Annotated in this window: 27 protein-coding genes; 20 read left to right on the top strand and 7 right to left on the bottom strand. The window is 60.3% G+C overall.

The window, feature by feature from the left end; all coding sequences use genetic code 11:
* A partial coding sequence (locus Q4577_RS12585) for a CoA transferase subunit A (protein ID WP_303469368.1) occupies positions 1–278 on the bottom strand: 278 nt, incomplete at its 3' end.
* 133 nt (positions 279–411) lie between these two features.
* Between Q4577_RS12585 and Q4577_RS12580 the strand changes: the two genes are divergently transcribed.
* Together Q4577_RS12580 and Q4577_RS12575 are read left to right on the top strand one after the other, a co-directional pair.
* Entirely contained in the window at positions 412–801 is a 390-nt protein-coding gene (locus Q4577_RS12580) for a helix-turn-helix transcriptional regulator (RefSeq protein ID WP_303469370.1), read from the top strand.
* Positions 776–1201, top strand: coding sequence for an SRPBCC domain-containing protein (locus tag Q4577_RS12575; RefSeq protein WP_303469372.1), 426 nt, complete (start codon positions 776–778; stop codon positions 1199–1201). The genes Q4577_RS12580 and Q4577_RS12575 overlap by 26 nt, the downstream gene beginning before the upstream one ends.
* 70 nt (positions 1202–1271) lie before the next feature.
* Here the strand turns inward: Q4577_RS12575 and Q4577_RS12570 are convergent, their stop codons facing one another.
* Together Q4577_RS12570 and Q4577_RS12565 are read right to left on the bottom strand one after the other, a co-directional pair.
* Positions 1272–1829 carry a L,D-transpeptidase gene (locus tag Q4577_RS12570; protein ID WP_244688936.1) on the bottom strand — a complete coding sequence of 186 codons (558 nt, stop codon included), beginning with the start codon at positions 1827–1829 and terminating at the stop codon, positions 1272–1274.
* Positions 1830–1992: 163 nt separating this feature from the next.
* Positions 1993–2352 (bottom strand): VOC family protein, encoded by a 360-nt coding sequence (locus Q4577_RS12565; protein WP_303469373.1) that lies wholly within the window; start codon positions 2350–2352, stop codon positions 1993–1995.
* Positions 2353–2486: 134 nt separating this feature from the next.
* On the opposite strand from Q4577_RS12565, the gene Q4577_RS12560 reads away from it, so the two are divergent.
* The gene (locus Q4577_RS12560; protein WP_303469374.1) at positions 2487–3185 is read left to right on the top strand and encodes a YafY family protein; all 699 of its coding nucleotides are present in this window, start codon (positions 2487–2489) and stop codon (positions 3183–3185) included.
* A gap of 98 nt (positions 3186–3283) precedes the next feature.
* Here Q4577_RS12560 and topA read toward each other — a convergent pair whose 3' ends face one another.
* Positions 3284–6016 carry a type I DNA topoisomerase gene (gene topA, locus Q4577_RS12555; protein WP_303469375.1) on the bottom strand — a complete coding sequence of 911 codons (2733 nt, stop codon included), beginning with the start codon at positions 6014–6016 and terminating at the stop codon, positions 3284–3286.
* Positions 6017–6155: 139 nt separating this feature from the next.
* On the opposite strand from topA, the gene Q4577_RS12550 reads away from it, so the two are divergent.
* Positions 6156–6608 (top strand): hypothetical protein, encoded by a 453-nt coding sequence (locus tag Q4577_RS12550; protein ID WP_303469376.1) that lies wholly within the window; start codon positions 6156–6158, stop codon positions 6606–6608.
* 118 nt (positions 6609–6726) lie between these two features.
* Here Q4577_RS12550 and dprA read toward each other — a convergent pair whose 3' ends face one another.
* Together dprA and tldD are read right to left on the bottom strand one after the other, a co-directional pair.
* Positions 6727–7884 (bottom strand): DNA-processing protein DprA, encoded by a 1158-nt coding sequence (gene dprA, locus Q4577_RS12545; RefSeq protein WP_303469377.1) that lies wholly within the window; start codon positions 7882–7884, stop codon positions 6727–6729.
* Between the two features lie 621 nt (positions 7885–8505).
* Positions 8506–9927 carry a metalloprotease TldD gene (gene tldD / locus Q4577_RS12540; RefSeq protein ID WP_303469545.1) on the bottom strand — a complete coding sequence of 474 codons (1422 nt, stop codon included), beginning with the start codon at positions 9925–9927 and terminating at the stop codon, positions 8506–8508.
* Positions 9928–10122: 195 nt separating this feature from the next.
* Here tldD and coxB point away from each other — a divergent pair, with 195 nt between their 5' ends.
* The 16 genes from coxB to Q4577_RS12460 all read left to right on the top strand — a co-directional run bounded on the left by coxB (position 10123) and on the right by Q4577_RS12460 (position 23217).
* Positions 10123–10986: a cytochrome c oxidase subunit II gene (gene coxB, locus Q4577_RS12535; RefSeq protein ID WP_244688750.1), complete on the top strand. Its 864-nt coding sequence runs from the start codon at positions 10123–10125 to the stop codon at positions 10984–10986.
* Between the two features lie 83 nt (positions 10987–11069).
* Positions 11070–12026, top strand: a complete 957-nt coding sequence (cyoE, locus tag Q4577_RS12530; RefSeq protein ID WP_303469381.1) for a heme o synthase — start codon at positions 11070–11072, stop codon at positions 12024–12026.
* A complete protein-coding gene (locus Q4577_RS12525) occupies positions 12023–12187 on the top strand; it encodes a cytochrome C oxidase assembly protein (RefSeq protein WP_244688754.1) in 165 nt (54 codons plus the stop codon). Before cyoE ends, Q4577_RS12525 begins: the two co-directional genes overlap by 4 nt.
* Positions 12187–12762, top strand: coding sequence for a cytochrome c oxidase assembly protein (locus Q4577_RS12520; RefSeq protein WP_244688757.1), 576 nt, complete (start codon positions 12187–12189; stop codon positions 12760–12762). The genes Q4577_RS12525 and Q4577_RS12520 overlap by 1 nt, the downstream gene beginning before the upstream one ends.
* A 27-nt stretch (positions 12763–12789) precedes the next feature.
* On the top strand, positions 12790–13590 hold the full coding sequence (locus Q4577_RS12515) for a cytochrome c oxidase subunit 3 (RefSeq protein WP_244688759.1): 801 nt from the start codon (positions 12790–12792) through the stop codon (positions 13588–13590).
* 320 nt (positions 13591–13910) lie between these two features.
* On the top strand, positions 13911–14588 hold the full coding sequence (locus Q4577_RS12510; protein WP_303469382.1) for an SURF1 family protein: 678 nt from the start codon (positions 13911–13913) through the stop codon (positions 14586–14588).
* 3 nt (positions 14589–14591) lie between these two features.
* Positions 14592–15980 carry a threonine synthase gene (gene thrC, locus Q4577_RS12505; RefSeq protein ID WP_303469384.1) on the top strand — a complete coding sequence of 463 codons (1389 nt, stop codon included), beginning with the start codon at positions 14592–14594 and terminating at the stop codon, positions 15978–15980.
* Positions 15977–17239 carry a pitrilysin family protein gene (locus Q4577_RS12500; RefSeq protein WP_303469385.1) on the top strand — a complete coding sequence of 421 codons (1263 nt, stop codon included), beginning with the start codon at positions 15977–15979 and terminating at the stop codon, positions 17237–17239. The genes thrC and Q4577_RS12500 overlap by 4 nt, the downstream gene beginning before the upstream one ends.
* Positions 17239–17826, top strand: coding sequence for a GNAT family N-acetyltransferase (locus Q4577_RS12495; protein ID WP_244688766.1), 588 nt, complete (start codon positions 17239–17241; stop codon positions 17824–17826). Before Q4577_RS12500 ends, Q4577_RS12495 begins: the two co-directional genes overlap by 1 nt.
* 114 nt (positions 17827–17940) lie before the next feature.
* On the top strand, positions 17941–18777 hold the full coding sequence (locus Q4577_RS12490) for an MBL fold metallo-hydrolase (protein WP_303469387.1): 837 nt from the start codon (positions 17941–17943) through the stop codon (positions 18775–18777).
* Between the two features lie 46 nt (positions 18778–18823).
* Positions 18824–20251: an FAD-binding oxidoreductase gene (locus Q4577_RS12485; RefSeq protein WP_303469388.1), complete on the top strand. Its 1428-nt coding sequence runs from the start codon at positions 18824–18826 to the stop codon at positions 20249–20251.
* 171 nt (positions 20252–20422) lie between these two features.
* Positions 20423–20944 carry a peptide deformylase gene (gene def, locus Q4577_RS12480; protein WP_303469389.1) on the top strand — a complete coding sequence of 174 codons (522 nt, stop codon included), beginning with the start codon at positions 20423–20425 and terminating at the stop codon, positions 20942–20944.
* A complete protein-coding gene (def, locus tag Q4577_RS12475; protein ID WP_303469390.1) occupies positions 20941–21477 on the top strand; it encodes a peptide deformylase in 537 nt (178 codons plus the stop codon). The genes def (Q4577_RS12480) and def (Q4577_RS12475) overlap by 4 nt, the downstream gene beginning before the upstream one ends.
* Positions 21478–21550: 73 nt before the next feature.
* Positions 21551–22042 (top strand): peptide deformylase, encoded by a 492-nt coding sequence (def, locus tag Q4577_RS12470; RefSeq protein WP_303469547.1) that lies wholly within the window; start codon positions 21551–21553, stop codon positions 22040–22042.
* Between the two features lie 24 nt (positions 22043–22066).
* Positions 22067–22981: a methionyl-tRNA formyltransferase gene (gene fmt, locus Q4577_RS12465; protein ID WP_303469391.1), complete on the top strand. Its 915-nt coding sequence runs from the start codon at positions 22067–22069 to the stop codon at positions 22979–22981.
* A complete protein-coding gene (locus Q4577_RS12460; protein WP_244688777.1) occupies positions 22981–23217 on the top strand; it encodes a hypothetical protein in 237 nt (78 codons plus the stop codon). The genes fmt and Q4577_RS12460 overlap by 1 nt, the downstream gene beginning before the upstream one ends.
* Before the next feature lie 56 nt (positions 23218–23273).
* Here the strand turns inward: Q4577_RS12460 and Q4577_RS12455 are convergent, their stop codons facing one another.
* A complete protein-coding gene (locus Q4577_RS12455; protein ID WP_303469393.1) occupies positions 23274–24737 on the bottom strand; it encodes a PLP-dependent aminotransferase family protein in 1464 nt (487 codons plus the stop codon).
* Positions 24738–24837: the final 100 nt, after the last annotated feature.

Genomic DNA, 24837 nt, shown 5'->3' with positions numbered 1-24837 from the left:
TCACCCGAGAGATATTGCCGCATGAATTCAGCATTTTCGCCGACATAAGACGACATCATCTTCTTGATCTGACGCGTGTCGAGCAGCTTGCCCAGACCAAAACCATCCACGCCGCAATTGTTCGACGCCACAGTCAGATCCTTGACCCCGCTTTCCACCAGCGCGTCGATCAACAGCTCGGGAATGCCGCAAAGCCCGAAACCACCCGCCGCAATCAACATGCCGTCATGCAACACGCCCTCCAGCGCTTCGGACGCTGAGCCATAGACTTTCTTCATGGAAACCTCTCCTCGACGTGACGTTTAGACAGTTTTGTGGGCGAGCCGTGCCAGAGAGTCAATTGGATTGCCGCGATGCAGCGGGGGGTTAGCGTTAGCATTTTGGACCCTCATTCACCCACTCGGTTGACTGATGGCGGTGGTCTTGTTATTCAACCATATGGCTAAATTAGAATCACATCCTGATCTGAATATCATTCTGAAGGCGGCGAGCGATCCGACCCGCCGCGCCATCCTGACGCTTCTGGCCCAGGAGGGGCCGCTGAAGGTCGGGGATATTCACGCCAGATTCGACATGAGCCTCAATGCGGTCTCCAAGCATATCAAAATGCTTGAAACCGCTGGCCTGGTGCGACGGCGCACGGAATGGCGTGAGCATCTGATCGACGTTCAGATGGGTCCATTGACCGAAATCGACCGCTGGTTTCGCGATCTCCGCTCGATCTGGGACATGCGACTTGAAGCTTTGGACACATTGGTAACAAAAGGAAAATCCGATGACGGAACTGACACTGGAAGTTGAACGCATCATTGCCGCGCCGCAGGAAACCCTGTTCAAAGCCTGGCTCGACCCGGACATGCTGCGCCGGTTCATGCTGCCGGGGCAGAACATGACAGTGCCGCGGGCCTCTGCCGATCCTACGGTTGGTGGGCGTTTCGAAATCATCATGCAGGCAGGAGACCAGGAAATGCCCCATGCCGGCACCTATCGGGAAATCACCCCGCATGAGCGGATCGTTTTTACCTGGGAAAGCGCCCATTCCACCGAAACCGACAGCGAGGTGACCCTGGAATTCATCCCGCAAGGGGACAGCACCAAGGTCCGCCTGAGCCACGTGCGATTTGCCAATGAAGAGATGCGCAACAACCACCAGGGCGGCTGGACCGCGATTCTGGCTGCTTTGGATAGCGCTGTCGGATAAACCGGCCGTAGATAAAAAGCGCCCGCCCCGATGTGCGGGACGGGCGCAGCATTTCAAGTCAGACGCGGGTTCAGACCAAACGCACCTGCGTGCCAATGGCGGTCATGGCGTATAATTCTTCGATCTTCGGGTTGTACAAGCCGATGCAGCCATCCGAAGACCGCCGCCCGATCTTGCGCGTGTCATGGGTGCCGTGGATCAGATAGGCGGGCCAATCCAGATACATGGCATGGCTGCCCAGCGGATTGTCAGGCGCACCACCGGCCACAGGTTTCCAATCCGGGAACCGCTCCATCTGGCTGGCGGTCGGGGTCCAGCTGGGGCCGACCTTCTTGCGCACGATCTTGCTGTAGCCACGGCGGGTCAACTCATCCGTCTTGGGCACAGAGGTGGGGTAAATCCGGTACTCATTCCCGGACCAGTAATGCAGCGCACGAGAGTTGGTGTCGCAGACGATGGCACCCACGCCCAGTTCGCTGAAATGATCGCGCCAGTCCTGATGCGAAAAGCCGGAGATATTGTGGCGCACGCCCGGTTTGGTCTCTGCGGCACGGACGGTCGCAGGCATCAAAAGCGCGGCACCGGAGGCGGCCAGAAGATGGCGGCGGGTCAGCGAGGAACGGGTCATGGCATAGGCTTTCAACAGGGTCGGTTTCCGCGCCACAATCCCCCACCCGCGCCAGAGATGAAAATCACACATGCGCGAGTGGGAATGTGAGTGCAGAAAGGTCACATCAGCCTTGGTCATGTCCCGCAGAACGGCGTCGTACATGGGGCAGTCAGTAAATGGGTCAGTCAGACAGGCACAATTTGTTCCCGTCCAGATCCCGCACATAGGCGGAAAATTTCGGCCCCCGCTGGCCCGGCGCGCCTTCGCAGGTGCCGCCAAGTTCAAGCGCCAGAGCATGCAGTCTTTTGACCTCGTCCATGTGACCGACACAGAAGCCGACCATCGTGCCATTGCCGATGGTGGCGGGTTTCGTGTCAAAGGGCAGGGCCGTTGCAAATGCGAAATCCGCACCCAGCCAGTAGGTCATCCTGTCTGTTGGCGACATCGAATGCAGGCCTGACTGGGCAAAGAAGGCGTCGTAAAAGGCTTTTGACGCGTCCATGTCATTCGTGCCGACAACAAAATAGTTCATTTTCATCATGGTTTCTCCGGTTCGTTCGGGCGGCAATTTCCGCGCCCCAGTTGCATCCTGTGCCCGGTCATATTGCGAAATATGACATTTTATGGCATATTTGTTTGATGGCACGGACAAATGCGCAAGACAGGCTGAGACGGATGGAACTGCTTGCTGTGCAGCTGAAGCAGGACGCGCATTGCACGGTCAAAGATCTTGCGCATGAACATGGTGTCAGCACGCGGACAATCGCGCGGGATCTGTCGCTCATGCGGGAGCAGGGCATGCAGATTGACGCCGATCGGGGGCGGGGCGGCGGGGTGCGGCTTGACCCGAATTGGGGTGCTGGCCGGGTGAACCTCACCTATGGCGAGGCGGTCGACCTTCTGATCAGCATCGCCGTCGCGGAACAAATGAAGTCCCCGATGTTTCTGGCCAATCTGGGGGCCGTGCGGCGGCAATTGGTGGCATCGTTTTCGCCGCAAAAACGCAGCCAGGTGAACCGTCTGAAATCCCGCATCTTGATCGGGGTGACGGCGTCAACCTTTGTGCAGGCCAGTGCAAAAGCCCCGCCGAAACGCGTGGTCCAGACATTGCACCAGGCATTTGTCGACCAAGAGGTGTTGGAAATCACCTATCAAAGAGAGGATGGGCAAACCTCTGCGCGCCAGATCGAACCGCATTATCTGCTGCTGAAATATCCGATTTGGTATGTCGTGGCCTTTGACCACCTGCGGCACGGCCCAAGAACCTTTCGCTGTGACCGCATCCAATCCGCCAATCGGGTGGGCGGCGCATTCCGTTTGCGCCCAAAACAGGATTTCGGGCCTTCACTGATCAACAACGAACTGTCTGTGTGATTGCCAACTGGCCCGTGTGATCGCCGGCCGGGCGGGCGCATCGCGTTTTAGGTAGATCAGCACATGTAAAAAGGGCGGCCAGAAGGCCGCCCGTTTCACTATGTTGCGTCATCCGCCGCAGGTTTCTTTGCGGCGGTTTTCTTGGCGGGGGCCTTCTTCTTGGCCGCCGGTTTCTTGGCAGCAGACTTTTTCGGCGCGGCTTTTTTCTTCTTGCCGCCCTTGCTGGCCTTTTCCTCGATCAGTTTGACCGCCATTTCCATTGTCACATCTGCTGGTTCGGTATCTTTCGGCAGGGTGGCGTTGACCTTTTCCCATTTGACGTAAGGCCCATAGCGCCCTTCCATCACATTGACCGGGCCGCCATCCGGGTGATCACCCAGCTCGCGCAGCGGTTTCGCCGCTGTGCCGCCGCGACCCCGTCCGGGATTGGCGCGTTTATGCGCCAGCAATTCAACCGCATGGTTCATGCCGATCTCGAACACCTCGATCGGGTCTTTCAGGTTCACATAGACCGGTTTTTCCTCGTCCGGCTTCTGGTGCATGATATAGGGACCAAAACGGCCAAAGTTGGCTTTGACGGCCCCACCTTCGGAATGTTCGCCAATCTCGCGGGGCAGATTCAAAAGCGTCACCGCCTTTTCCAGCGTCAGATCATCCGGGCCCCAGCCCGGCACATATTGCCCCTTGGCCTTGGGCAACGAGGCGCGCGGCGGTTTCTTGTTTTCCGGTGTCGGTTCACCGCGTTGGACATAAGGGCCGAAACGCCCGGCCTTGAGCCAGATTTCATCGCCCTCATCCTCGCCCAACAGCCGCTCTTCGCCGTCCGCCCCTTCGCCCGCAATCGGGCGGGTATAGGTGCATTCAGGATAATTGCCGCAGCCGACAAAGCCCCCGGTGCGCGACGATTTCAGGTGCAGATTGCCGGTGCCGCATTTCGGGCAGATGCGCGGATCGCTGCCATCTTCGCGCGCGGGATACAGCTGATCGGACAGGGCCGCGTCCAGCACATCCAGCACTTCCGAGATCCGAAGATCCGAAGTTTCGGCAATCGCGGCATGGAAATCGGTCCAGAACCGGGCCAGCAGCGCCTTGTAATCGGCCTCGCCCGCGCTGACGAGATCGAGCTCTTCTTCCAGTTCCGCGGTAAATTCATAACCGACATATTTGCGGAAGAAGTTCAGCAAAAAGATCGTGACGATCCGGCCCTTGTCCTCTGGGAACAGGCGGTTTTTGTCCTTGCGGACATATTCGCGGTCCTGAATCGTGGTGACGATGCTGGCATAGGTCGACGGGCGGCCAATGCCCAGTTCTTCCATGCGTTTGACCAGCGTCGCCTCGGTATAGCGCGGCGGCGGTTGGGTGTGGTGTTGCAGCGCCAGAACGGCGGTGTTTTCACTCAACAGCGCCTTGCCGTTGCGCTGAATGCCGCCGGTTTCGATCACCTGCGGCGCGCTGTCACCGGCCTTGTTGTAATCGGCCTCCAGCCCGGCCTTGGCAAATTTGGCGGGTTCGCCTTCCATGATCTGCGGCAGGATGCGGTCGTCATCCCCGTCGGCCACATCATCGCGCCCTTCTTCGTAAACTTTCAGGAAACCTTCGAACACGATCCGCTGGCCGTTGGCGCGCAGCCCGACCTGACCGTCCTTGCTGGCGATCTCGACCACGGTGCGTTCCAGTTTCGCACCGGCCATCTGACAGGCCATGGTGCGTTTCCAGATCAGATCATAAAGACGGCGCTGATCGGTTTCCAGCTTGGCCAGCGCATCGGAATCCTTGGTCATATCCGTGGGGCGGATACATTCGTGGGCTTCCTGCGCGTTCTTGGCCTTGTTCTTGTAGACCCGCGGGCTGGATGGGACAAATTCCTTGCCATAGCGATCGGCAATGGCATCGCGCGTCGCGGTCACGGCCTCTGGGGCCATGTCGATACCGTCGGTCCGCATATAGGTGATGTGGCCGGCTTCATAGAGCCGCTGTGCGGCGTTCATCGCCTGCCGGGCGCCCATGCCGAACTTGCGGCTGGCCTCCTGTTGCAGGGTCGAGGTCATGAAGGGCGGCGATGGGTTGCGGCTGGCCGGTTTCGCCTCGACCGAGGCGACATGCAATTCGCGGGAGGTGACCGCCTGAACCGCCAATTCGGCAGCCGTTTCGTTTTCCAGATCAAACCGGTCCAGCTTCTTGCCGGCATGCACCGTCAGACGGGCCTCATATTCCTGACCGCGCGGGGTGGCCAACAGCGCCTTGACCGACCAGAATTCGCGCGGATTAAAGGCCTCGATCTCCATCTCGCGCTCGACGATCAGGCGCAGACAGACCGATTGCACCCGGCCTGCGCTGCGCGCACCGGGCAATTTGCGCCACAACACCGGCGACAGGTTGAACCCGACGAGGTAGTCCAGTGCACGGCGGGCCAGATAGGCCTCGACCAGCGGCGCATCGACCTGGCGCGGGTTCTGCATGGCCTCGGTGACGGCGGATTTGGTGATCGCGTTGAACACAACGCGGCTGACCGGCGTGTCCTTCTTGATGGCACGCCGCTTGCGCAGGGCCTCTTCAAGGTGCCAGGAAATCGCCTCACCCTCGCGATCGGGGTCAGTTGCGAGGATCAGGGCATTGTCGTCTTTCAACGCGTCGGCAATCGCTTTGACATGTTTGCGACTGTCAACGCCGACCTCCCATTTCATCTCGAAATCGTTGTCAGTATCAACCGATCCATCCTTGGGCGGCAGGTCCCGAACATGGCCATAAGAGGCCAAAACGGTGTAATCCGATCCCAAGTATTTGTTGATTGTCTTGGCCTTGGCCGGAGATTCGACAACAACAACTGGCATAAAAATTCCTCTCGACTCAGGGTCACTGCTCTGGCGGCGGAACATGGTGCCGCGAAAGGACAAAAGTCAATGCGGCCATTCCGGGCTTTTGTTTTCTTGTTACGATTGGCTACGATACGCACAATAGTCCGGAGGAGCCATGCAGAATTTCATTTCCTTATTTCCCTCTTGTGTCGGTGTTGCGCTGTTGCTGGCAACGCCAACCACCGCACAGGAGTGGACGACACCCGAACGCGGCAGCGTAACGCGCGGCGCGCTGATGGATGCGCTGCGCCCGCATGTTGAATGGGAATTGGGTGCGCCTGTGGAATTTGTGGTCGGGGAATTGCGATTGGCGGGCGACCTGGCTTTTGCGGCAGTGGCGGCACAGCATCCGGGGGGCGGGGTGATCGACCTGACCGCAACGCCGGGGTTTTTGCGCGGCACCCTGGACCCTGATTTTATGGATGGCACCAATATCCAGGCGCTTTATCGCAAGAGTGGCGACACCTGGGTCGCGGTACATCACGCCATTGGCGCAACGGATGTGTGGTTTTCCTGGGAACCTCTCTGCGTGGAATATCGCGCGGTGATCTCGGATTATTGTTTTTGAACCCGTCGTGAAAGTCGGGCGAAAGGCGGCGGTATTTCGCGCCTTCTTCTGTTTGAAAATATCCCGGGGGTCCGGGGGCTGGCCCCCGGTCAGGGGCTGCGCAATGCCGTTTGCGCATTCAGGGTGATAGCGAGATAAGTCCGCCGGGGTGGCGGGTGATCTTGCCGTCCAATTCCAAATCGGTCAATTGCGCCGCGACTGTGCCAGACTCGCCCTTCAGGTCGCGGATCAATTGGTCTTCGGCCACCGGTGACGGCGCAAGGCGCGACAGGATCTGCGAATGCAAAGCGGCGGTTTCGCGCAATGTGCGTTTCTGCGGGGGCGGTGTCGGGCCGAGCGGTAGGTCCGGTTGCATCTCGGCAGCTTCGGCGAGCTCAGAGAGGGCTGGCCCCACCGCCTCGATCACGTCGGCGGCATTGCGGACAAGTTGCGCGCCGTCGCGAATCAACATGTTGCACCCACCGGCGCGGGCATCAAATGGATGACCCGGCACCGCCAACACATCGCGCCCCTGATCCAGTGCATTGCGCGCGGTGATCAAACTGCCGGATTTTGCGGCGGCCTCCACCACAATGACCCCCCGTGACAGGCCGGAAATAATGCGATTGCGCATTGGAAAATGCCGGGCCTGTGGTGTCATGCCGATGGGTTGTTCCGACAGGATGACGCCGCGGGCGGCAATATCCTCGGCTAGGCGGGTATTCTCCGCGGGATAGGTGACATCCACCCCCCCGGCGAAAACCGCCACGGTGCCCATTTCCAATGCAGCAAGATGCGCCGCGGTATCCACGCCACGCGCCAGCCCCGATACCACGACAAATCCGGCTTCGCCCAATTCACTTGCCAGGGCGCGGGCCATGCGCGTGCCCAAAGAGGATGCATTGCGGGCGCCGACCAGCGCCAGCATGGGTTTGCGCAACAATGTCAGGTCGCCCCGCGCCCACAGCATCGGCGGCGCATCGGCCAGATCGGCCAGATCGGTGGGGTAATCGGCATCGCCATAACAGATCAGACGGGCCTTGGCCCGGCGTCCGGCGGCATATTCGCGTGCGACCCATGCGGGCGGGCAGGCCTCATAATCCTTGAGCCCGGCTGCCCGGGCAATATCGGGCAGGGCCGCCAATGCGGCGGCGGCGTTGCCGTGTTCGGCCATCAGGCGGTAAAATGTCGTCACGCCGACCCGACGTGAGCGCAAGAGGCGAAGCCAATCCAACCGGTCATCTTCCGAGGTGGGTGGGAGTAGGGGGTGAGTGGAAGAAAATTTTTCGTCGGTCATCCAGCCCCGCCTTCTTGCTGAATTGTGTTTACATTGTGACTGGTTAACAGGGGGTAAATCGCATTCATCCATCTCGCAAAACTTTTGGCGCTGGCGATGAAAAACAGGCGATCTCGTTGAAATTGCGTTTTCAATTCCGGGGCGTTTTTATGGAATCTGACTTTATGGGATCTGATCCGGCGTATTCTTTAATGACGTGCCACAATCAAACTCCATTGCGATTCGCGCAGGGACTATGCCGCAAGATCCAGCCAAACCCGAAGGCCATTGGCGGGCCAGGCATCGCTGGCAGCCAAATGCGCAATGCGGTCGCCCAAAACAGCCCGATTGCCAAACCTATGCTCAAGGGGATCTGCGACCCGCCGATTCCCCACCGCAGGGCGATGTGCCACAGCGGCGCGCCCATCAGATGGCCAATCCCGGTAAACAGGCCGGTTCTTGAACATTTCGCGCAGGCCTTGCGAGGTGGGGGTCAACAAGACCCCCAACCCCATGATGATCAGCCCCAGATGATCAGCCCCAGTCAGGGCCTGGCCGCCAGCGAAAGAATCACCACCCCCAGATGCCGACCAGGCGTAGTCTGGCCTGCGGGTATTGGCGGTGTCCGCAGCGCGGGCCCGGTCACGCCGCCGCGCCACCCACGGTCAAACCGCCGATCTTGACTGTGGGCTGGCCAACGCCGACCGGCACCCATTGTCCGGCCTTGCCGCAATTGCCCATGCCGGGGTCCAGCGCCATGTCGTTGCCAAGCGCATGAATGCGTTTCAACGCCGATGGCCCATCGCCGATCAGCGTGGCACCTTTGACCGGCGCGCCGACCTTGCCGTTTTCAACCCGATAGGCTTCGGTACAGGAAAACACGAATTTGCCATTGGTAATGTCCACCTGACCACCGCCAAAGCCAACGGCCCAGATCCCGTCTTTCAGATCTGCGACGATGTCGGCGGGGTCGGCATCGCCACCCAGCATATAGGTATTGGTCATCCGGGGCATCGGCGCATGGGCAAAGCTTTCGCGCCGTCCGTTGCCGGTGGGGGCCACTCCCATCAACCGCGCATTCTGGCGGTCCTGCATGAAACCGGTCAGGATACCGTCCTCGATCAGCACATTGCGCCCCGACGGCGTGCCTTCGTCATCCACTGTCAGCGACCCGCGCCGGTCGGGCAGGGTACCGTCATCCAGCACTGTCACGCCTTTTGCCGCCACCTGTTGGCCCATCAGCCCGGCAAACGCCGAACTGCCCTTGCGGTTGAAGTCCCCTTCCAGCCCATGTCCAATTGCCTCGTGCAACAGGATGCCGGGCCAGCCGGGCCCAAGCACGATGTCCATCACCCCGGCGGGGGCGGGAACCGCATCGAGATTGACCAGCGCAATCCGCAGCGCTTCGCGCGCCTTGGCCTGCCAATCCTCACGATCCAGCAAACCATCGAGGCCAACGCGCCCGCCGCCGCCCGCCGTGCCGCTTTCGCGCCGGCCGTTTTGTTCGACAATGACCGAGACATTGACCCGCGTCATTGGCCGCACGTCGGTCACATGCACGCCATCGGGGCGCAGGATCTCGACCTCCTGGTGGGCGGCCATGATGGTGGCCGAAACCTGAACCACCCGGCTGTCCATATCACGGGCAAAGGCGTCAATTTCGCGCAATGTCTCGATCTTGACGGGAAAAGACGCGCCCTCGATCGGATCAACGTCGCTGTAAAACCGTCGATTTGTTGCCATGGGCGCGGGTGCCAGCGTGCCGCCACCATCCCCCACGGCCAATCTTGCGGTGTCCACCGCCCGGATCAGCGCCGCTTCGCTGATCTCTGTGGCATGGGCGTATCCGGAAATCTCGCCCTTGACGGCCCGAAGTCCAAACCCCTCCGAAGCATCGTAACTGGCTGTTTTTACGCGGCCATCGTCGAAATGCAGCACCTCGGAGCGGCGGCGTTCCAGAAACAGCTCTCCGTCATCTGCGCCATCGGTGGCACGTCGCACCAATGCCAGTGCGCGGTCCTTGTCCAGGGATGTCTGAAAGGGGCGAAATCCGGTGTCTGCCATGTCATGTGCCTCGAAATTGTTGATCTGCGTCAAAAAAGCGTCCGTTTGACGCGGCCACGGTGCTTTATCTCAGGTACAGAATATGATTTTAAACGGGAGCGTTACAATGGGCGGCGCGCGAATGGATTCGTGTGCGTGTCACATGCGGGGCCGCCCCCCGAAACAGAACAGCATGAACCGACCAGGGTGTATATGATGCGACTTAAATCACTGTTCACCGGCCTAACGGCCACTTTTGTTGCCGGGTCCGCCCTGGCGCAGGATCTTGAGGTGGTCGGCAAGCCAATCCCCAATGGCATCGGCTTTCAGCCCGCCGCCACCGAATTGGCCCGCGAATTGCAATGGCTGGACGGGATGCTGTTGTGGATCATCACCATTATCTGTGTCTTCGTGGCCGGGCTGATGGTGTTTGTCTTTGTTCGCTTCAACCGGAAGTCGAACCCGACCCCCGCCACATTCACCCACAACACCCCGATCGAAGTGGCCTGGACCATCGTGCCGATTGTCATTCTGGTGCTGATTGGTGCGTTTTCGCTGCCGGTTCTGTTCAAGCAGCAGGAAATTCCCGAAGGCGACATCGTGATCAAGGCCACCGGTTACCAATGGTACTGGGGCTATGAATATGTCGATGCGGGTATCGAAGGTGTCGACTCCAACGTTGTTGCGTTTGACAGCTTCATGCTGGGGCGCGACGATCTGGCCGAAGCCGGGTACAGCGATGATCTCTACCTGCTGGCCACCGACACACAAGTGGTGGTTCCGGTCAACAAGACCGTCGTGATGCAGATCACCGGTGCTGACGTGATCCACTCCTGGACCATCCCCGCCTTTGGCGTGAAACAGGATGCCGTGCCGGGCCGGATTGCCGAGCTTTGGTTCAAAGCCGAAAAAGAAGGCATCTATTTCGGTCAATGTTCCGAGCTGTGCGGCAAGGATCACGCTTACATGCCGATCACCGTCAAAGTGGTCAGCGAAGAAGCCTATGCCGACTGGATGGCCGCCGCTGTTGAAGAATACGCCGGTCTGCCGCTGCCCTTCGAGGTTGCCGCAGCCGAATGACGCGAAGCGGTGCGCAGTGACTGCGCACCCGCCATGCAAACCCGCAGGGTGCGCAGTCACTGCGCACCGTCCCGGAGAAAACTATGACCGACGCCAGCATCAATAACGCCAGCGCCACAGAGCATGAGGCCCAGTTCGGCGACTATTTCGCCCTGCTGAAGCCACGTGTGATGACGCTTGTGGTGTTCACCGCCTTTGTCGGTCTGTTGGCCGCGCCGGTCGCGGTGCATCCTTTTGTCGGCTTCTGCGCGGTCCTGTTCATCGCCGTGGGCGGTGGTGCCTCTGGCGCGCTGAACATGTGGTGGGATGCCGATATTGATGCGGTGATGAAACGCACCGCGCGCCGCCCGATCCCGGCGGGCAAGGTCACGCCGCAAGAGGCGCTGGCGCTGGGGGTGGCATTGTCGGGCTTTTCCGTTGTGCTGCTGGGACTGGCGACAAATTGGGTGGCGGCCGGGCTGCTGGCCTTTACCATCTTTTTCTATGTGGTGATCTATACCATGTGGTTGAAGCGCTGGACGCCCCAGAACATCGTGATCGGTGGTGCGGCGGGGGCGTTTCCGCCGATGATCGGCTGGGCCGCGGCCACGGGCGGGATCTCGGTTGAATCGGTGTTGATGTTCTGTCTGACCTTCATGTGGACACCGCCGCATTTCTGGGCGCTGGCGCTGTTCATGCGCGGCGATTACGATGCGGCCAAAGTGCCGATGCTGACCGTGACCCATGGCCGCAAATCGACGCGCGCCCATATTTTGGTCTACACGCTGCTGCTGGCGGTTCTGGCGATCTCTATTTCCTTTACCGGGGCAGGCGGGCCAATCTATCTGATCGTGTCGGTGGTGCTGAATGCCCTGTTCATCAAGGGGGCGTTTGCCATCTGGCGGCGTGACGAAACACAGGCGGAGGCAGATGATTTTCGCGCCGAACGGCGGTTCTTCAAACTGTCTTTGCTGTATCTCTTTTTGCATTTCGGGGCCATCCTGGCAGAAGCCGGATTTGACCGCTTTGGACTGCAGTTGACCTTTGGAGGTCTGTTGTGAGCTTTCAGGACGAACATGAACTGCACATCCGCCGGCGTGGTCGCAACCTTGGGGTTGGGCTGCTTCTGGGGGCGTTGATCGCGATCATCTTTGGTCTGACCTATGTCAAGATCACGAGCCAGGGCTTTCAGGCCCCGAGCAATGTTGCGGGAGCGGAATAATGGCGCTGTCGGGTCCGAAAAAGACCGTGTTGCAGACGGTTTCAGTGGTTTTGCTGATGGGCGGGTTGGCCTGGGCCTCCGTGCCGTTTTACGATTGGTTCTGCCGTGTCACCGGCTTTGGCGGGGTGACCAATACCGCTGAGACCGGCAGCGATGTGATCCTCGACAAGACCATCAAGATCCGTTTCGACGCCTCGCGTGACCGCGAGATGGCCTGGGAATTCCGCGCGCTGCAGCCGGAAATGACCATTCGTATTGGCGAAACCGGATTGGCGTTCTACGAGGCGTATAATCCGACCGATCGGCCGATTGCCGGTCAGGCGAGCTATAATGTCGCGCCGTTTGATGCGGGCGGTTTTTTCACCAAGATCGAGTGTTTCTGTTTCACCGAACAGGTGCTGATGCCGGGCGAACGGGTCGAAATGCCGGTGACCTTCTTTGTTGATCCGGCCATTGTCGAAGACCGCGACGCCAAGTACACCAAACATATCACTCTGTCTTATACGTTCTATGAAATCGACATGCCGGAAACTGCCGAACTTTCGGTTGCTCCGGCGACGACCCAAACGAACTGAGCCTTGCCAACGAGGGAATGACCAACAATGGCCCATGTTAAAAATCACGACTATCACATTCTGAGCCCCTCGATCTGGCCCTTCCTGGGCGCATTGACTGGGTTTGTCATGCTCTTCGGCGCGGTGCTGATGTTCCACGACAAAGGCCCGTGGATCTTTTTGATCGGCTTGGTTGGCGTGCTCTATGTCATGTTTGCCTGGTGGTCCGAAGTGGTGGCCGAAAGCCATGTTGGCGACCATACACCGGTGGTGCGGATTGGCCTGAAATACGGTTTCATCCTGTTCATCATGTCCGAAGTGATGTTCTTTGCCGCCTGGTTTTGGACCTTCTTCAAACACGCGATGTATCCGATGGGCCCCAACAGCCCGGCGGTTGATGGCGTCTGGCCCCCTGCGGGCATCGAGACATTTGATGCCTTTCACCTGCCGCTGATCAACACGCTGATCCTGCTGTGTTCCGGTGCTGCCGCGACATGGGCGCACCATGCTTTGGTGCATGAAGACAACCGGGAAGATGTGAAATCGGGTCTGATCATCGCGATTGTTCTGGGTGTGATCTTCACCTTCTTCCAGGCGTATGAATACAGCCATGCGGCCTTTGGCTTCTCTGGTAACATCTATGGCGCGACCTTCTTCATGGCGACCGGGTTCCACGGCGCACATGTGATCATCGGCACGATCTTTTTGTTCGTCTGCCTGTTGCGGGTCTACAAGGGCCATTTCACCTCTGAAGTGCATGTCGGTTTTGAAGCTGCGGCTTGGTACTGGCACTTTGTGGACGTGGTGTGGCTGTTCCTGTTTGCTGCGGTCTACATCTGGGGGGGCTGAGCCCGCCCGATCCTGTGACATGAAAACGCCTGCCCTTGTGGTGGGCGTTTTTGGTTTTGGGCGGTCGTGGCTGGCGGAACTGCCTGTCGCGGACCGGGGCGCGATTTGGCCGTCGCGGGAGAGGGGGCCAGCCCCCTCGGCCTGTGGCCTCACCCCCGGGATATTTGGACCAAGAAGAAATTCAGGTGGTTTGATTGGCATTTGTGCCCGACGCTAGGGTATCAGATGTGCGAAGCGGGTTGCATCATGCGTGGGAAACAGGGAAAACCCTTGGCGCATGCGGGCCTGCGCATGTGTGACTCTTATTTGCACGGGGCTCCATGCAACGTATCCTCTTTGCCTTGATCGTCGGGTTGGCCGGGACAGCGGTTCTGGTCGGGCTTGGGCTGTGGCAGATGCAGCGGCTGGATTGGAAGCAGGGGGTGCTGGCGGCGATTGAGGATCGGATTTCCGCGACGCCGGTCGCGCTGCCCGCACATCCCGATCCAGTGACAGACAAATACCTGCCTGTTGCGCTGGAGGGGCGGTTTGACAGCGGCGAAATCCATGTTCTGGTCTCGCAGAAACACGTCGGCGCCGGGTACCGGGTGATTGCGCCGTTTGTGCTTGAGGATGGGCGCCGCATTCTGGTGGATCGCGGGTTTGTTCCGGTGGTCGCCGTTGACGATGCCCGCCCGATTGGCCCGGCGCGCGTGATCGGCAATCTGCATTGGCCGGATGATCGCAATTCGTCGACCCCGGACAATGATCTGGCGGGCAATATCTGGTTCGCCCGCGATATTGTCGATATGTCCGCAGCACTGGACACCACGCCGGCGCTCGTCATCGCGCGAACATCGGAGCCGGAAGACCCCGCCATCACGCCGCTGCCGGTCGACACGGCCTCGATCCCGAACGACCATTTGCAGTATGTCATCACATGGTTTTCCCTGGCCGCGATTTGGCTGGGGATGACCGGATTCTATATTTACCGTGCGACACGGAACAAGGACGCCTGAGCGATGAAATATATCTCGACAAGGGGCCGCGCCCCGGAACTGACCTTTGAAGAGGCGATGCTGAGCGGGTTGGCGCGGGACGGTGGCCTGTATGTGCCGGCGGAAATCCCGGTGATGCGCAGCGAAGATATCGCGGCGCTGGCGGGGCTGTCTTATGAGGAGGTGGCCTTTCGCGTCATGCGGCCGTTTATCGATGACACCTTCACCGATGCGACGTTGGGCGACATCATTACGCGTGCTTATGCCAATTTTGGCCATGGTGCCCGCGCGCCGCTGGTGCAGCTTGCTCCCAATCATTTCCTGCTGGAATTGTTCCACGGCCCGACCCTGGCGTTCAAGGATTTCGCCATGCAGCTGATCGGTCAGCTGTTTCAGGATGCGTTGAGGCGGCGCGGCGAACGAGTGACGATTGTGGGGGCGACTTCGGGGGATACCGGCAGCGCCGCGATCGAGGCGTTTCGCGGGCTTGATGCGGTGGATGTCTTTATCCTGTTCCCGCATGGCCGCGTCAGTGAAGTACAGCGCCGCCAGATGACCACACCGTCCGAGTCGAATGTGCATGCGCTGGCGATGAATGGCAATTTCGACGATTGTCAGGCGCGTTTGAAGGACATGTTCAACGATTTTGATTTTCGCGACGAAGTCCGCCTTGCCGGGGTCAATTCGATCAACTGGGCGCGGGTGCTGGCGCAGGTGGTCTATTATTTCTCGTCCGCGGTGTCGCTTGGGGCGCCGGGGCGCAGTGTCAGCTTTACCGTGCCCACCGGCAATTTCGGTGACATCTTTGCGGGCTATATTGCCAAACGGATGGGCCTGCCGATTGACCGGCTGGTGGTGGCGACAAACCAGAACGATATTCTGCATCGCTGTCTGTCGTCGGGGGCCTATGCCAAGGATGCGGTGCATGCCTCGATTTCGCCGTCGATGGATATTGAGGTCAGCAGCAATTTCGAACGTGCCTTGTTTGATGCCTATGACCGCGACGGCAATGCCATCGGTCTGCTGATGGAGGAATTGGGCCAGGGCGGGTTCACCGTGTCGCAAGGTGCGCTGCAGCGCTTGCGTGAGCATTTTGACAGTGGCCGCGCCAGCGAGGAGGAAACCCTCGCCACGATTGGCACCGCGCAAAACACCATGGGCGAATTGCTCTGCCCGCATTCCGCCGTCGGTGTGAAGGTCGCCGAGGAGCTGCGCGATGCAAAAACGCCGATGATTACTCTGGCCACGGCGCATCCGGCCAAGTTCCCGGATGCTGTTGAAAAAGCCACCGGTCTGCGGCCGGGGCTTCCCCAACGGATGGGCAATCTATATGAGCGTCCGGAACGGGTGACGCGGGTGTCAAACGACCTCGCCGCTCTTGAAACCCTCATACGGGAGAAGATCGCCTCTTGACGGTAGAATTGCATACGCTGTCCAACGGTTTCCGCATTGTGACCGAATTTATGCCCGGGCTTGAATCCGCCTCGGTTGGGATCTGGGTGGGGGCCGGGGCGCGGGCCGAACGGGTTGAACAGAACGGGATTGCGCATTTTCTTGAACATATGGCGTTCAAGGGCACCAAGACCCGCAGTGCGTTGCAGATTGCCGAGGCGATCGAGGATGTCGGCGGTTATATCAACGCCTATACCTCGCGCGAGGTGACAGCCTATTACGCCCGTGTGCTGCGCACCGATGTGCCGTTGGCGGTGGATGTGGTGGCGGATATTCTGCTTAACCCGGTCTTTGACCCCAAGGAGATCGAGATCGAGCGCGGCGTGATCCTGCAAGAGATCGGTCAGGCGCTGGACACACCCGACGATGTGATCTTTGACTGGCTTCAGGAACAGGCCTACCCGGATCAACCGCTGGGCCGGTCCATTCTGGGCCCAACCGAACGTGTTCGCGCCTTTGGTCGGGATGACCTGTCGCAATTTGTGACCGAACGGTATGGCCCGGATCAGATGATCCTGTCGGCGGCTGGCGCTGTGGATCATGCCGCTTTGGTCCGACAGGCCGAGGCGCTGTTTGGCCATCTTCCGGCGCGCAGCGCGGATGCCGATGTGCCGGCGCGGTTCCATGGCGGCGAAAGCCGCAACATCAAGACCCTGGAACAGGCCCATGTTGCACTGGCCTTTGAAAGTCCGGGCTATCGCGATGATGCGATTTACACCGCCCAGATCTATTCCATTGCGCTTGGCGGCGGCATGTCGTCCCGCCTGTTTCAGGAAATCCGCGAAAGCCGGGGATTGTGCTACACCATCTTTGCCCAGGCCGGCGCCTATGCCGATACCGGGATGACCACGATCTATGCCGGCACCTCGGGCGGGCAATTGGGGGAATTGCTCGATCTGACCATCGACGAGATGAAGCGCGCCGCGGATGACATGTCCGAGGCCGAGATTGCCCGTGCCCGCGCCCAGATGAAGGCTGGCCTGCTCATGGGGCTGGAAAGCCCGTCAAGTCGGGCAGAGCGGCTGGCGCGGATGATACAGATCTGGAACCGGGTGCCGGATCTGTCTGAAACCATCACCATGATTGACGCGGTGACCACCGGGGGCGTGCGCGACTTTGCCGGAAATCTCGTTTCTGTCGCGCCCTCGGCGCTGGCGCTTTATGGTCCTGTCGACGGTGCCCCGGATCTGGCCGGGCTGAATGCGCGGCGCGCGGCCTGATGCTTCTGTCGCGCCGCCGGATAAGGCTTGAAACCCATCGTCTATCCCTGCGGGCCCCGATCCATTCGGATTTCCGCGATTGGTCGGGGTTGCGCGCCACCAGCGAAGCCTTCCTGACCCCGTGGGAACCGACTTGGGCCAGCGACCACCTGAGCCGCAAGAGCTTTACCAACCGGGTCTATTGGGCACAGCGCGCCATCACCAATGGCACCGCCGTGCCGTTGTTCATCATCCGGCGTCAGGACAATGCGCTGCTGGGGGCCATCACCCTCGACAATATCCGCCGCGGACCGGCGCAGGCCGGAACTCTGGGGTATTGGATCGGTGCGCCCTACGCGCGCCAGGGCTATATGCGCGAGGCAATTCTGGGATTGGTGCATCACGCCTTTACCAAAATGGATCTGTCCCGCATCGAAGCGGCCTGCCTGCCGGAAAACGCGGCCTCGCGCGGGTTGCTTGAGCGTTCGGGTTTCAAATACGAAGGCGTGGCGCAAAGCTATCTGCAAATCAACGGTCGCTGGCGCACCCATGTTCTTTATGCTGCTTTGCGGGTCGACCGTCGCGGCAAGACCGATGCCGGTCTCTGACGCCGCTGTTTCGGGCGATCCGGGCTTCTTCTCTTTGAAAATACGTATCTGCCCCATCAACACCGCGTGACCCGCGCGCGAATCGCGTTACCCTTTGCAAAAAGAGGTGACCTGATGTTGCGCTTTATCCTGCCGTTCCTTGTGCTCTTTGCCAATTCAAGCCACGCTCAGACCCGCGAGCTTGATCGCCGACCCAGCCATTGCATCGCCATTGCCGATGCGGCGCCGGGGGTCGAATATCTCCACCGGGCGGCCTGGCGCGATCCGGTGCCGCAATATTCCGTGCGCATCCATTATATCCAGCATGCGGCCTTTCTGATTCAGACCCAGGGCGGGCTGAACGCGGTGACCGATTTCACCGGATTTATTGGCACCACCAAAATGATCCCCGATGTGGTGACCATGAACCATGCCCATTCAAGCCATTGGACCGCCGCCCCCGATCCGGCCATACCACATGCGCTGCCCGGGTGGGGCACGCCCTTTGGCACAGGCATCGAACATTACCTCGATCTGGGCGAAATGCTGGTGCGCAATGTATCGACTGACATCCGTTCGGGCAGCGGTGTGGAACCCAAGGGAAATTCGATTTTCGTGTTCGAGGTCGAAGGCCTTTGCATTGGCCATCTGGGCCATTTGCATCATGAACCGGATGATCGGCAATATGCCGCTTTGGGGAGACTTGATGTGGTGATGGCGCCGGTGGACGGCGGGATGACCGTGGATCTGGCCACCATGATCCGTATCCTGAAACGATTGAAATCCTCTGTCGTGATTCCGATGCATTGGTTTTCCGACTATGGCCTGAACCAATTTGCCGCTGGCATGGCGGATGAATTTGACATCCAGCGCCCCGGGGGGGCGTCGATTGAACTGTCGCTTGCCACCTTGCCATCCCGGCCAACCGTGGTCATTCTGCGCCCTGACTGGTTGCGCGACACAGACCAGTAACGCCCGCTTTATCAATGCTCTGGACCGCGCGGGCAGGAGGACAACCATGCCTGAGACACCCCGCGACCTTTCACCGGTGACCGCAGATATTCTTGCGGCCCTGGCCCGTGATTTGCCCGATGATACGATCCGCGCGGCAGATCCCCGCTATCTCGAAGAGCCGCGCGGCCGTTGGCAGGGCCAACCAGCATATCTCGCCCGTCCGCGCACCGTAGAAGAGGTCGCTACCCTGGTCAGGGCCTGCAATGCCGCGCGGATCGGCGTCTTGCCCTATGGCGGCGGCACCGGGTTGGTGGGCGGACAGGTCAAGCCCGACGGCCCGGCGCCGTTGATCCTGTCGCTCGAGCGGATGAATGCGATCCGCGCGGTCCATCCCCAGGAAAACGTGTTGATTGCCGAGGCCGGCGCCATCCTCGCCGACATCCAGACCGCGGCCGAGGACGTCAATCGCCTGTTCCCGCTCTCTCTCGCGTCAGAGGGCAGCGCACGCATCGGCGGCTGTCTTGCGACCAATGCTGGCGGGGTCAACGTGCTGCGGTATGGAAATACCCGTGCGCTATGTCTCGGGCTCGAGGCAGTCTTGCCCGATGGCACCATCTGGCATGGGCTGAAACGGCTTTACAAAGACAACACCGGATATGACCTGAAACAGCTCCTGATCGGCGCAGAGGGCAGCCTCGGCGTGATCACCGCCGCATGCCTGCGCCTGTCGCCAAAACCCGCCACCACCGGCACCGCGATGATCGTGGTCGAAAGCCCCAGCGCGGCCCTGGCCCTCTTGGCGCTGGCGCGCGACATCGCCGGGGAAACCGTTTCGGCGTTTGAACTGATCAGCGAAATGTCACTGAACTTCCTGTCCGAAACCTTGCCGGACATCCGCCAACCATTTGCGGAAAAACCCGGCTGGATGGTGCTGATCGAATTGGGCATGGGCAAAGGGGACGATCCCGCAGCGGCCCTCGAGACCATCTTTACCGCCGCGCTGGAGGCCGGCCTCGCCAGCGATGGCGTGATTGCGCAAAGCGTCGGCCAACGGGCCGATTTCTGGGCGTTGCGCGAACATATCCCGGTGGCGAACAAGGCAATTGGCTCCATTTCTTCGCATGACATCGCGCTGCCGCTTGGTGTGGTGGCCGATTTCATCGCCACAGCCCCGGAAAAATTGGCCGGTTTCGGTGACATACGCATCAACTGCTTTGGCCATTTGGGCGATGGAAACCTGCATTACAATGTCTTTCCCGCCAAAGGGCAGAGCAAATCCGACTTCGCCGATCATCGCGCCGCGATCCAGCAAACCGTCCATGATCTCTGTGTTGCAATGGGCGGCTCCTTCAGCGCGGAACACGGGGTCGGCCGGCTGAAAGTGGCGGATTTGGAACGCTACGCTGATCCGGCAAAACTGGCGGCCATGCGCGCCATCAAAGCGGCATTGGATCCAAACGGAATCATGAACCCGGGCGCTGTCCTGCGCTGATGCCAACCAGGACAAATGCGCCCGTCTTTCTCCTGGATCAAAATATCCCGGGGGTGAGGCCAAAGGCCGAGGGGGCTGGCCCCCTTCTGCCCTGCCGGTCATGTGGCATTTCCACAGTTCAGGCGCAGGCCGTCATTGCGCTTTTGACCAAGCTGTCCTAGATCACAGCACATGAAATTGCCCATTCTCATCCACCCCGACCCGCGGCTGAAAAAGCCTTGCTCAGCCGTTGATGATATTTCCGACGACCTGCGCAGGCTGGCCGACGACATGCTGGATACAATGTATCAGGCGCCCGGCATTGGCCTGGCCGCGCCACAAATCGGCGTGTTGAACCGGCTGATTGTGTTGGATTGTGAAAAAGACGAAACCGCACCACCAAAACCCTTGGTGATGTTCAATCCTGAAATTATCGTCAGCTCCGAAGATCTCAACACCTATGAAGAGGGCTGTTTGTCGATCCCGGATCAATATGCGGATGTCACCCGTCCAGAGGCCGTGCAGGTGCGCTGGCTGGATCGGGACGGCAATGTGCAGGAACAGGAATTTGACGGTCTTTGGGCGACCTGCGTACAGCACGAAATCGACCATCTGGACGGCAAATTGTTCATTGATTACCTCAAGCCGCTGAAACGCCAGATGATCACCCGCCGGATGCAGAAGCTGAAACGCGAACGGGCGCGTTCCGCGTGACGGTGCTGGCGATCCGGCTCTGGCCGGACCCGATATTGCAAACCAACTGCCTGCCTGTGGCCAAAGATGGGGCCAGAGATAAGGCCAGAAACGGCGCCGGTGATGTGGCGACATTGGTGCAGGATATGTTGGAAACAATGTATGACGCACCGGGCCGGGGGCTGGCCGCGCCCCAGGTCGGGGTTGCTCTGCGTCTGTTCGTGATGGATTGCGCATGGAAAACGGGTCCGCGCCAGCCCATGGTCTGCATCAATCCTGAAGTCATTCAGGCCTCGGAAACCCGTGTCGGCGGCGAAGAAGGCTGTCTGTCGATCCCGGGTGTAAGTGCCGATGTGATGCGGCCCGCGCAGATTGTCTTGCGGTTCACGGATGCGGATGGCACCCGTCAGGAACGTGAACTGTCGGGGATCGAGGCGAAATGCGCCCAACACGAATTGGACCATTTGAACGGTCGCGTGATTTTCGATCACCTGCCGCCAGACGCCGCTCAGGATCTGGCCGCCGAATACGCCTGGGCCCAAACGACCGGTTGATGTGACCCGGCCTGCCGCTGGGCGGGTGCAGGTCTCTCTTGCTTCGGCCGCTGTGCTGCCTTACCTCGCGCATATGACCCGTAAAGTTATTCCCTGGCCAGACAAACGTCTGCGCACCGCCGCCGCCCCGGTGACAGAAATCACCGATGACATCCGCAGTCTCTGGGATCAGATGATTGCGGTGATGGAGGAAATGCCCGGTGTCGGTCTGGCCGCCCCGCAATTGGGCGACATGCTGCGGCTTGCCGTTGTCGACGCGTCAGAGGAACGCGGCCAGGTGATCCGCATGGCCAATCCGGAAATTCTGCATGCCTCTGTGCAGCTGCGCGAGCATGAAGAGGCAAGCCCCAATCTCCCCGGCGTTTCGGCGAAAATCGCCCGCCCGCGCGCGGTGACCGTGCGCTACATGAACGAGGCCGGCCAGATCGAGGACCGGGATCTGGTCAGCCTGTGGGCCACATCGGTGCAGCATCAGATCGACCATCTGAACGGGCGCATGTATTTTGACCATTTGAGCAAGGTCAAACGCGATATGCTGATCCGCAAGGCGCGCAAGGCAAAGTAGGAACACCGAGATGGGGGATTCGCAATGAGAGTGATCTTCATGGGCACGCCGGATTTCTCGGTGCCGGTGCTGGATGCATTGGTGGATGCGGGCCACGACATTGCCGCGGTCTATTGCCAGCCGCCGCGCCCCGCCGGGCGGGGCAAAAAAGAGCGCCCGACGCCGGTGCACGCCCGCGCTGAGGCGCTGGGCCTGGAGGTGCGCCACCCGGTGTCCTTGAAATCTGAAAGCGCACAGGCCGATTTCGCCGCTTTGAAGGCCGATATTGCGGTTGTTGTTGCCTATGGTTTGATCCTGCCGCAGGCGACGCTGGATGCGCCAACCCATGGCTGTCTGAACATTCACGCGTCTTTGCTGCCGCGATGGCGCGGGGCGGCGCCGATTCACCGCGCGATCCTTTCCGGTGACGCGCAAACCGGGGTCTGTATCATGCAGATGGAGGCCGGATTGGACACGGGGCCGGTGTTGTTGCGCGAAGACACGCCAATTACCGCCGCCGATACCACCGCCGCGTTGCACGATCGCCTGTCTGCCATTGGCGCGCGGTTGATTGTCGAGGCGCTTGATCAGCTCCCCACGCTGAAGCCCGAGGCCCAGCCGGATGATGGCGTGACCTATGCGGCCAAGATCGACAAGGCCGAGGCCGCGATTGATTGGTCGCGACCGGCGGCTGATATTGATCGCCAAATCCGGGGGCTGTCGCCCTTTCCCGGGGCCTGGACCGTGATTGGCGAGACGCGGGTGAAAATCCTGATGTCCGAATTGGCAGAAGGACAGGGCGATGCCGGCGTCCTTCTGGATGATCAGATCACCGTTGCCTGTGGCACGGGCGCGCTGCGTCTGTTGACCCTGCAAAGGGCGGGCAAGGGCGCACAGGATGCGGCCACCTTTCTGCGTGGCATGCCATTGCCTGCGGGGACAAAGCTGGGGGAAAACTGATGTTTCCGGTGTTGATTGGGACGGTGGTGATCGCCGGGATCGTTGGATATATCTCGGAAAAATCGCGATTTACCCACAACGGCTATGTGCAAAGCATCATCATTTGCATCGGTGGGGCGTTTTTGTTCTATTTTGTGCGGCTGATGTTTGGCTTTGGGTTTGCCTCGCCGGGGGTGAATGCAATTCTGTCGTCCATCGGGGCGTTGATCATCGTGCCAACCCATTGGCGACGCTAGGGCGCGCGGGGGCCGGAACCGTGGTCAGCCGGAGTTGTTTTTAGCCTGAGCCGGTTTTAGCCTGAGCCGGAGATTGCATGCGCAATCAGGGCGATACCGGCGGGAATCCGGGCTGTCGGGATCGAAGAATACCCAAGACGGTAGTAGTTTCGCGGCACGTCCTCGCCCGAGAAAAAGCTGTGACCGGGTTCGATCAGAACCGATTGCGCCCGAAGACGGTCCGCCAGCTGCCGGGTGTCGATCCGGTCGGGCGCCCGCATCCAGAAGGACGAGCCGCCAGACCCGGTCTGACCCACCACCTCGAGCCCCGCTTCGGCAATTGCGGCCCCCATTGCGGTGCACCGTTCATGCAGCGCACGGGCCTGTCGGCGCATCAGCGCATCATAGTGACCCAGGCCGAGGAAATAGGCGGTGGTGCGTTGAATATGGCCGGGAGGATGGCGCAAAACACTGGTGCGGCGCGCGCGGGCCTCGCGGATGAAGGGTTCTGATCCCACCAGATAGCCAAGCCGCAGCCCCGGAAACAGGGATTTCGAAAAAGAGCCGACGTAGATCACCCGCCCATCCCGGTCGAGTGATTTCAACGCCGGATGCGCGGAATTCTGAAAGGACATTTCGTAGTCATAATCGTCTTCCACGATCAATGCGTTCATATCGCGTGCACGGTCGAGCAATGTTTCGCGGCGATCAATCGGCATGGTGGCAGAGGTCGGGCTGTGGTGGCTGGGTGTGGCGAAAATCACATCGGCGCGGTCGGGCAGGGCGTCCGGTTGCAGCCCGTGTTGATCGACGCTGACAGGCGCCAATTGGCAGCGGGCCTGAAGCAGCATGTCGCGTAACGCCGGATAGCAGGGGTCTTCGATGGCCGCGACGCGCCGTCGCGTGAGCAGGACCTGCGCGGCCAGCCAAAGGGCGTTTTGCGCCCCCATGGTGACCAGAATCTCCTCGGGTCTGGCATGGATCCCACGGCGCGGCAGCGTGTGACGCGCGATGAAGGCGATCAATTCGGGATCGTCCTGATCATAATAATCCGAGGTCAGCGCATTGAAATCCCGCGCGCCGAGGGCCCGCAGCGCGCAAAGCCGCCAATTTGCGTGATCAAACAGCGTGGCATCGGCCTGGCCATAGACAAAGGGGTATTTGTAGCGTGCCCAATCCATCGGTTTGAGCGCCTCTGCCCGGGCGGCAAACCGGGTGCCAAGCGCGCGGTTCCAGTCGACCGCATCCTGACGCTCTGGAAGGGGGGGGAAGTCCGGCGGGCCGGGCGCGTTTTGCGAGACAAAATATCCTGACCGTCCGCGGGATGTGAGATAATCGCCGGCCACCAGTTCGGTATAGGCCAGCGTGACGGTGATCCGACTGACCCCGAGATGTGTCGCCAGCCGGCGTGTTGAGGGCAGCTTCTCGCCCTGGGCCAGGCGACCGGCCAGGATACCCTGGGCAATCATCTGCTGGATGCGCACCTGGAGGGTGCCCTGAGCATGGGGATCAAGAGAGAGAGCTTCGACGGGAACGGCCATGCGCCCAACCTAGGCTGGACTTAGGGGAGGTGCAATCTGGACTTAAGTGTTCGGGGCATAAGGTGTCGACGCGCCCTTGCGCGCCGACAGCCTGGGGGGC

The organism is Marinovum sp. 2_MG-2023, assembly GCF_030548265.1.
Taxonomy (GTDB): Bacteria; Pseudomonadota; Alphaproteobacteria; order Rhodobacterales; family Rhodobacteraceae; genus Marinovum.
This window is presented reverse-complemented; position numbering and strand designations above follow the sequence as displayed.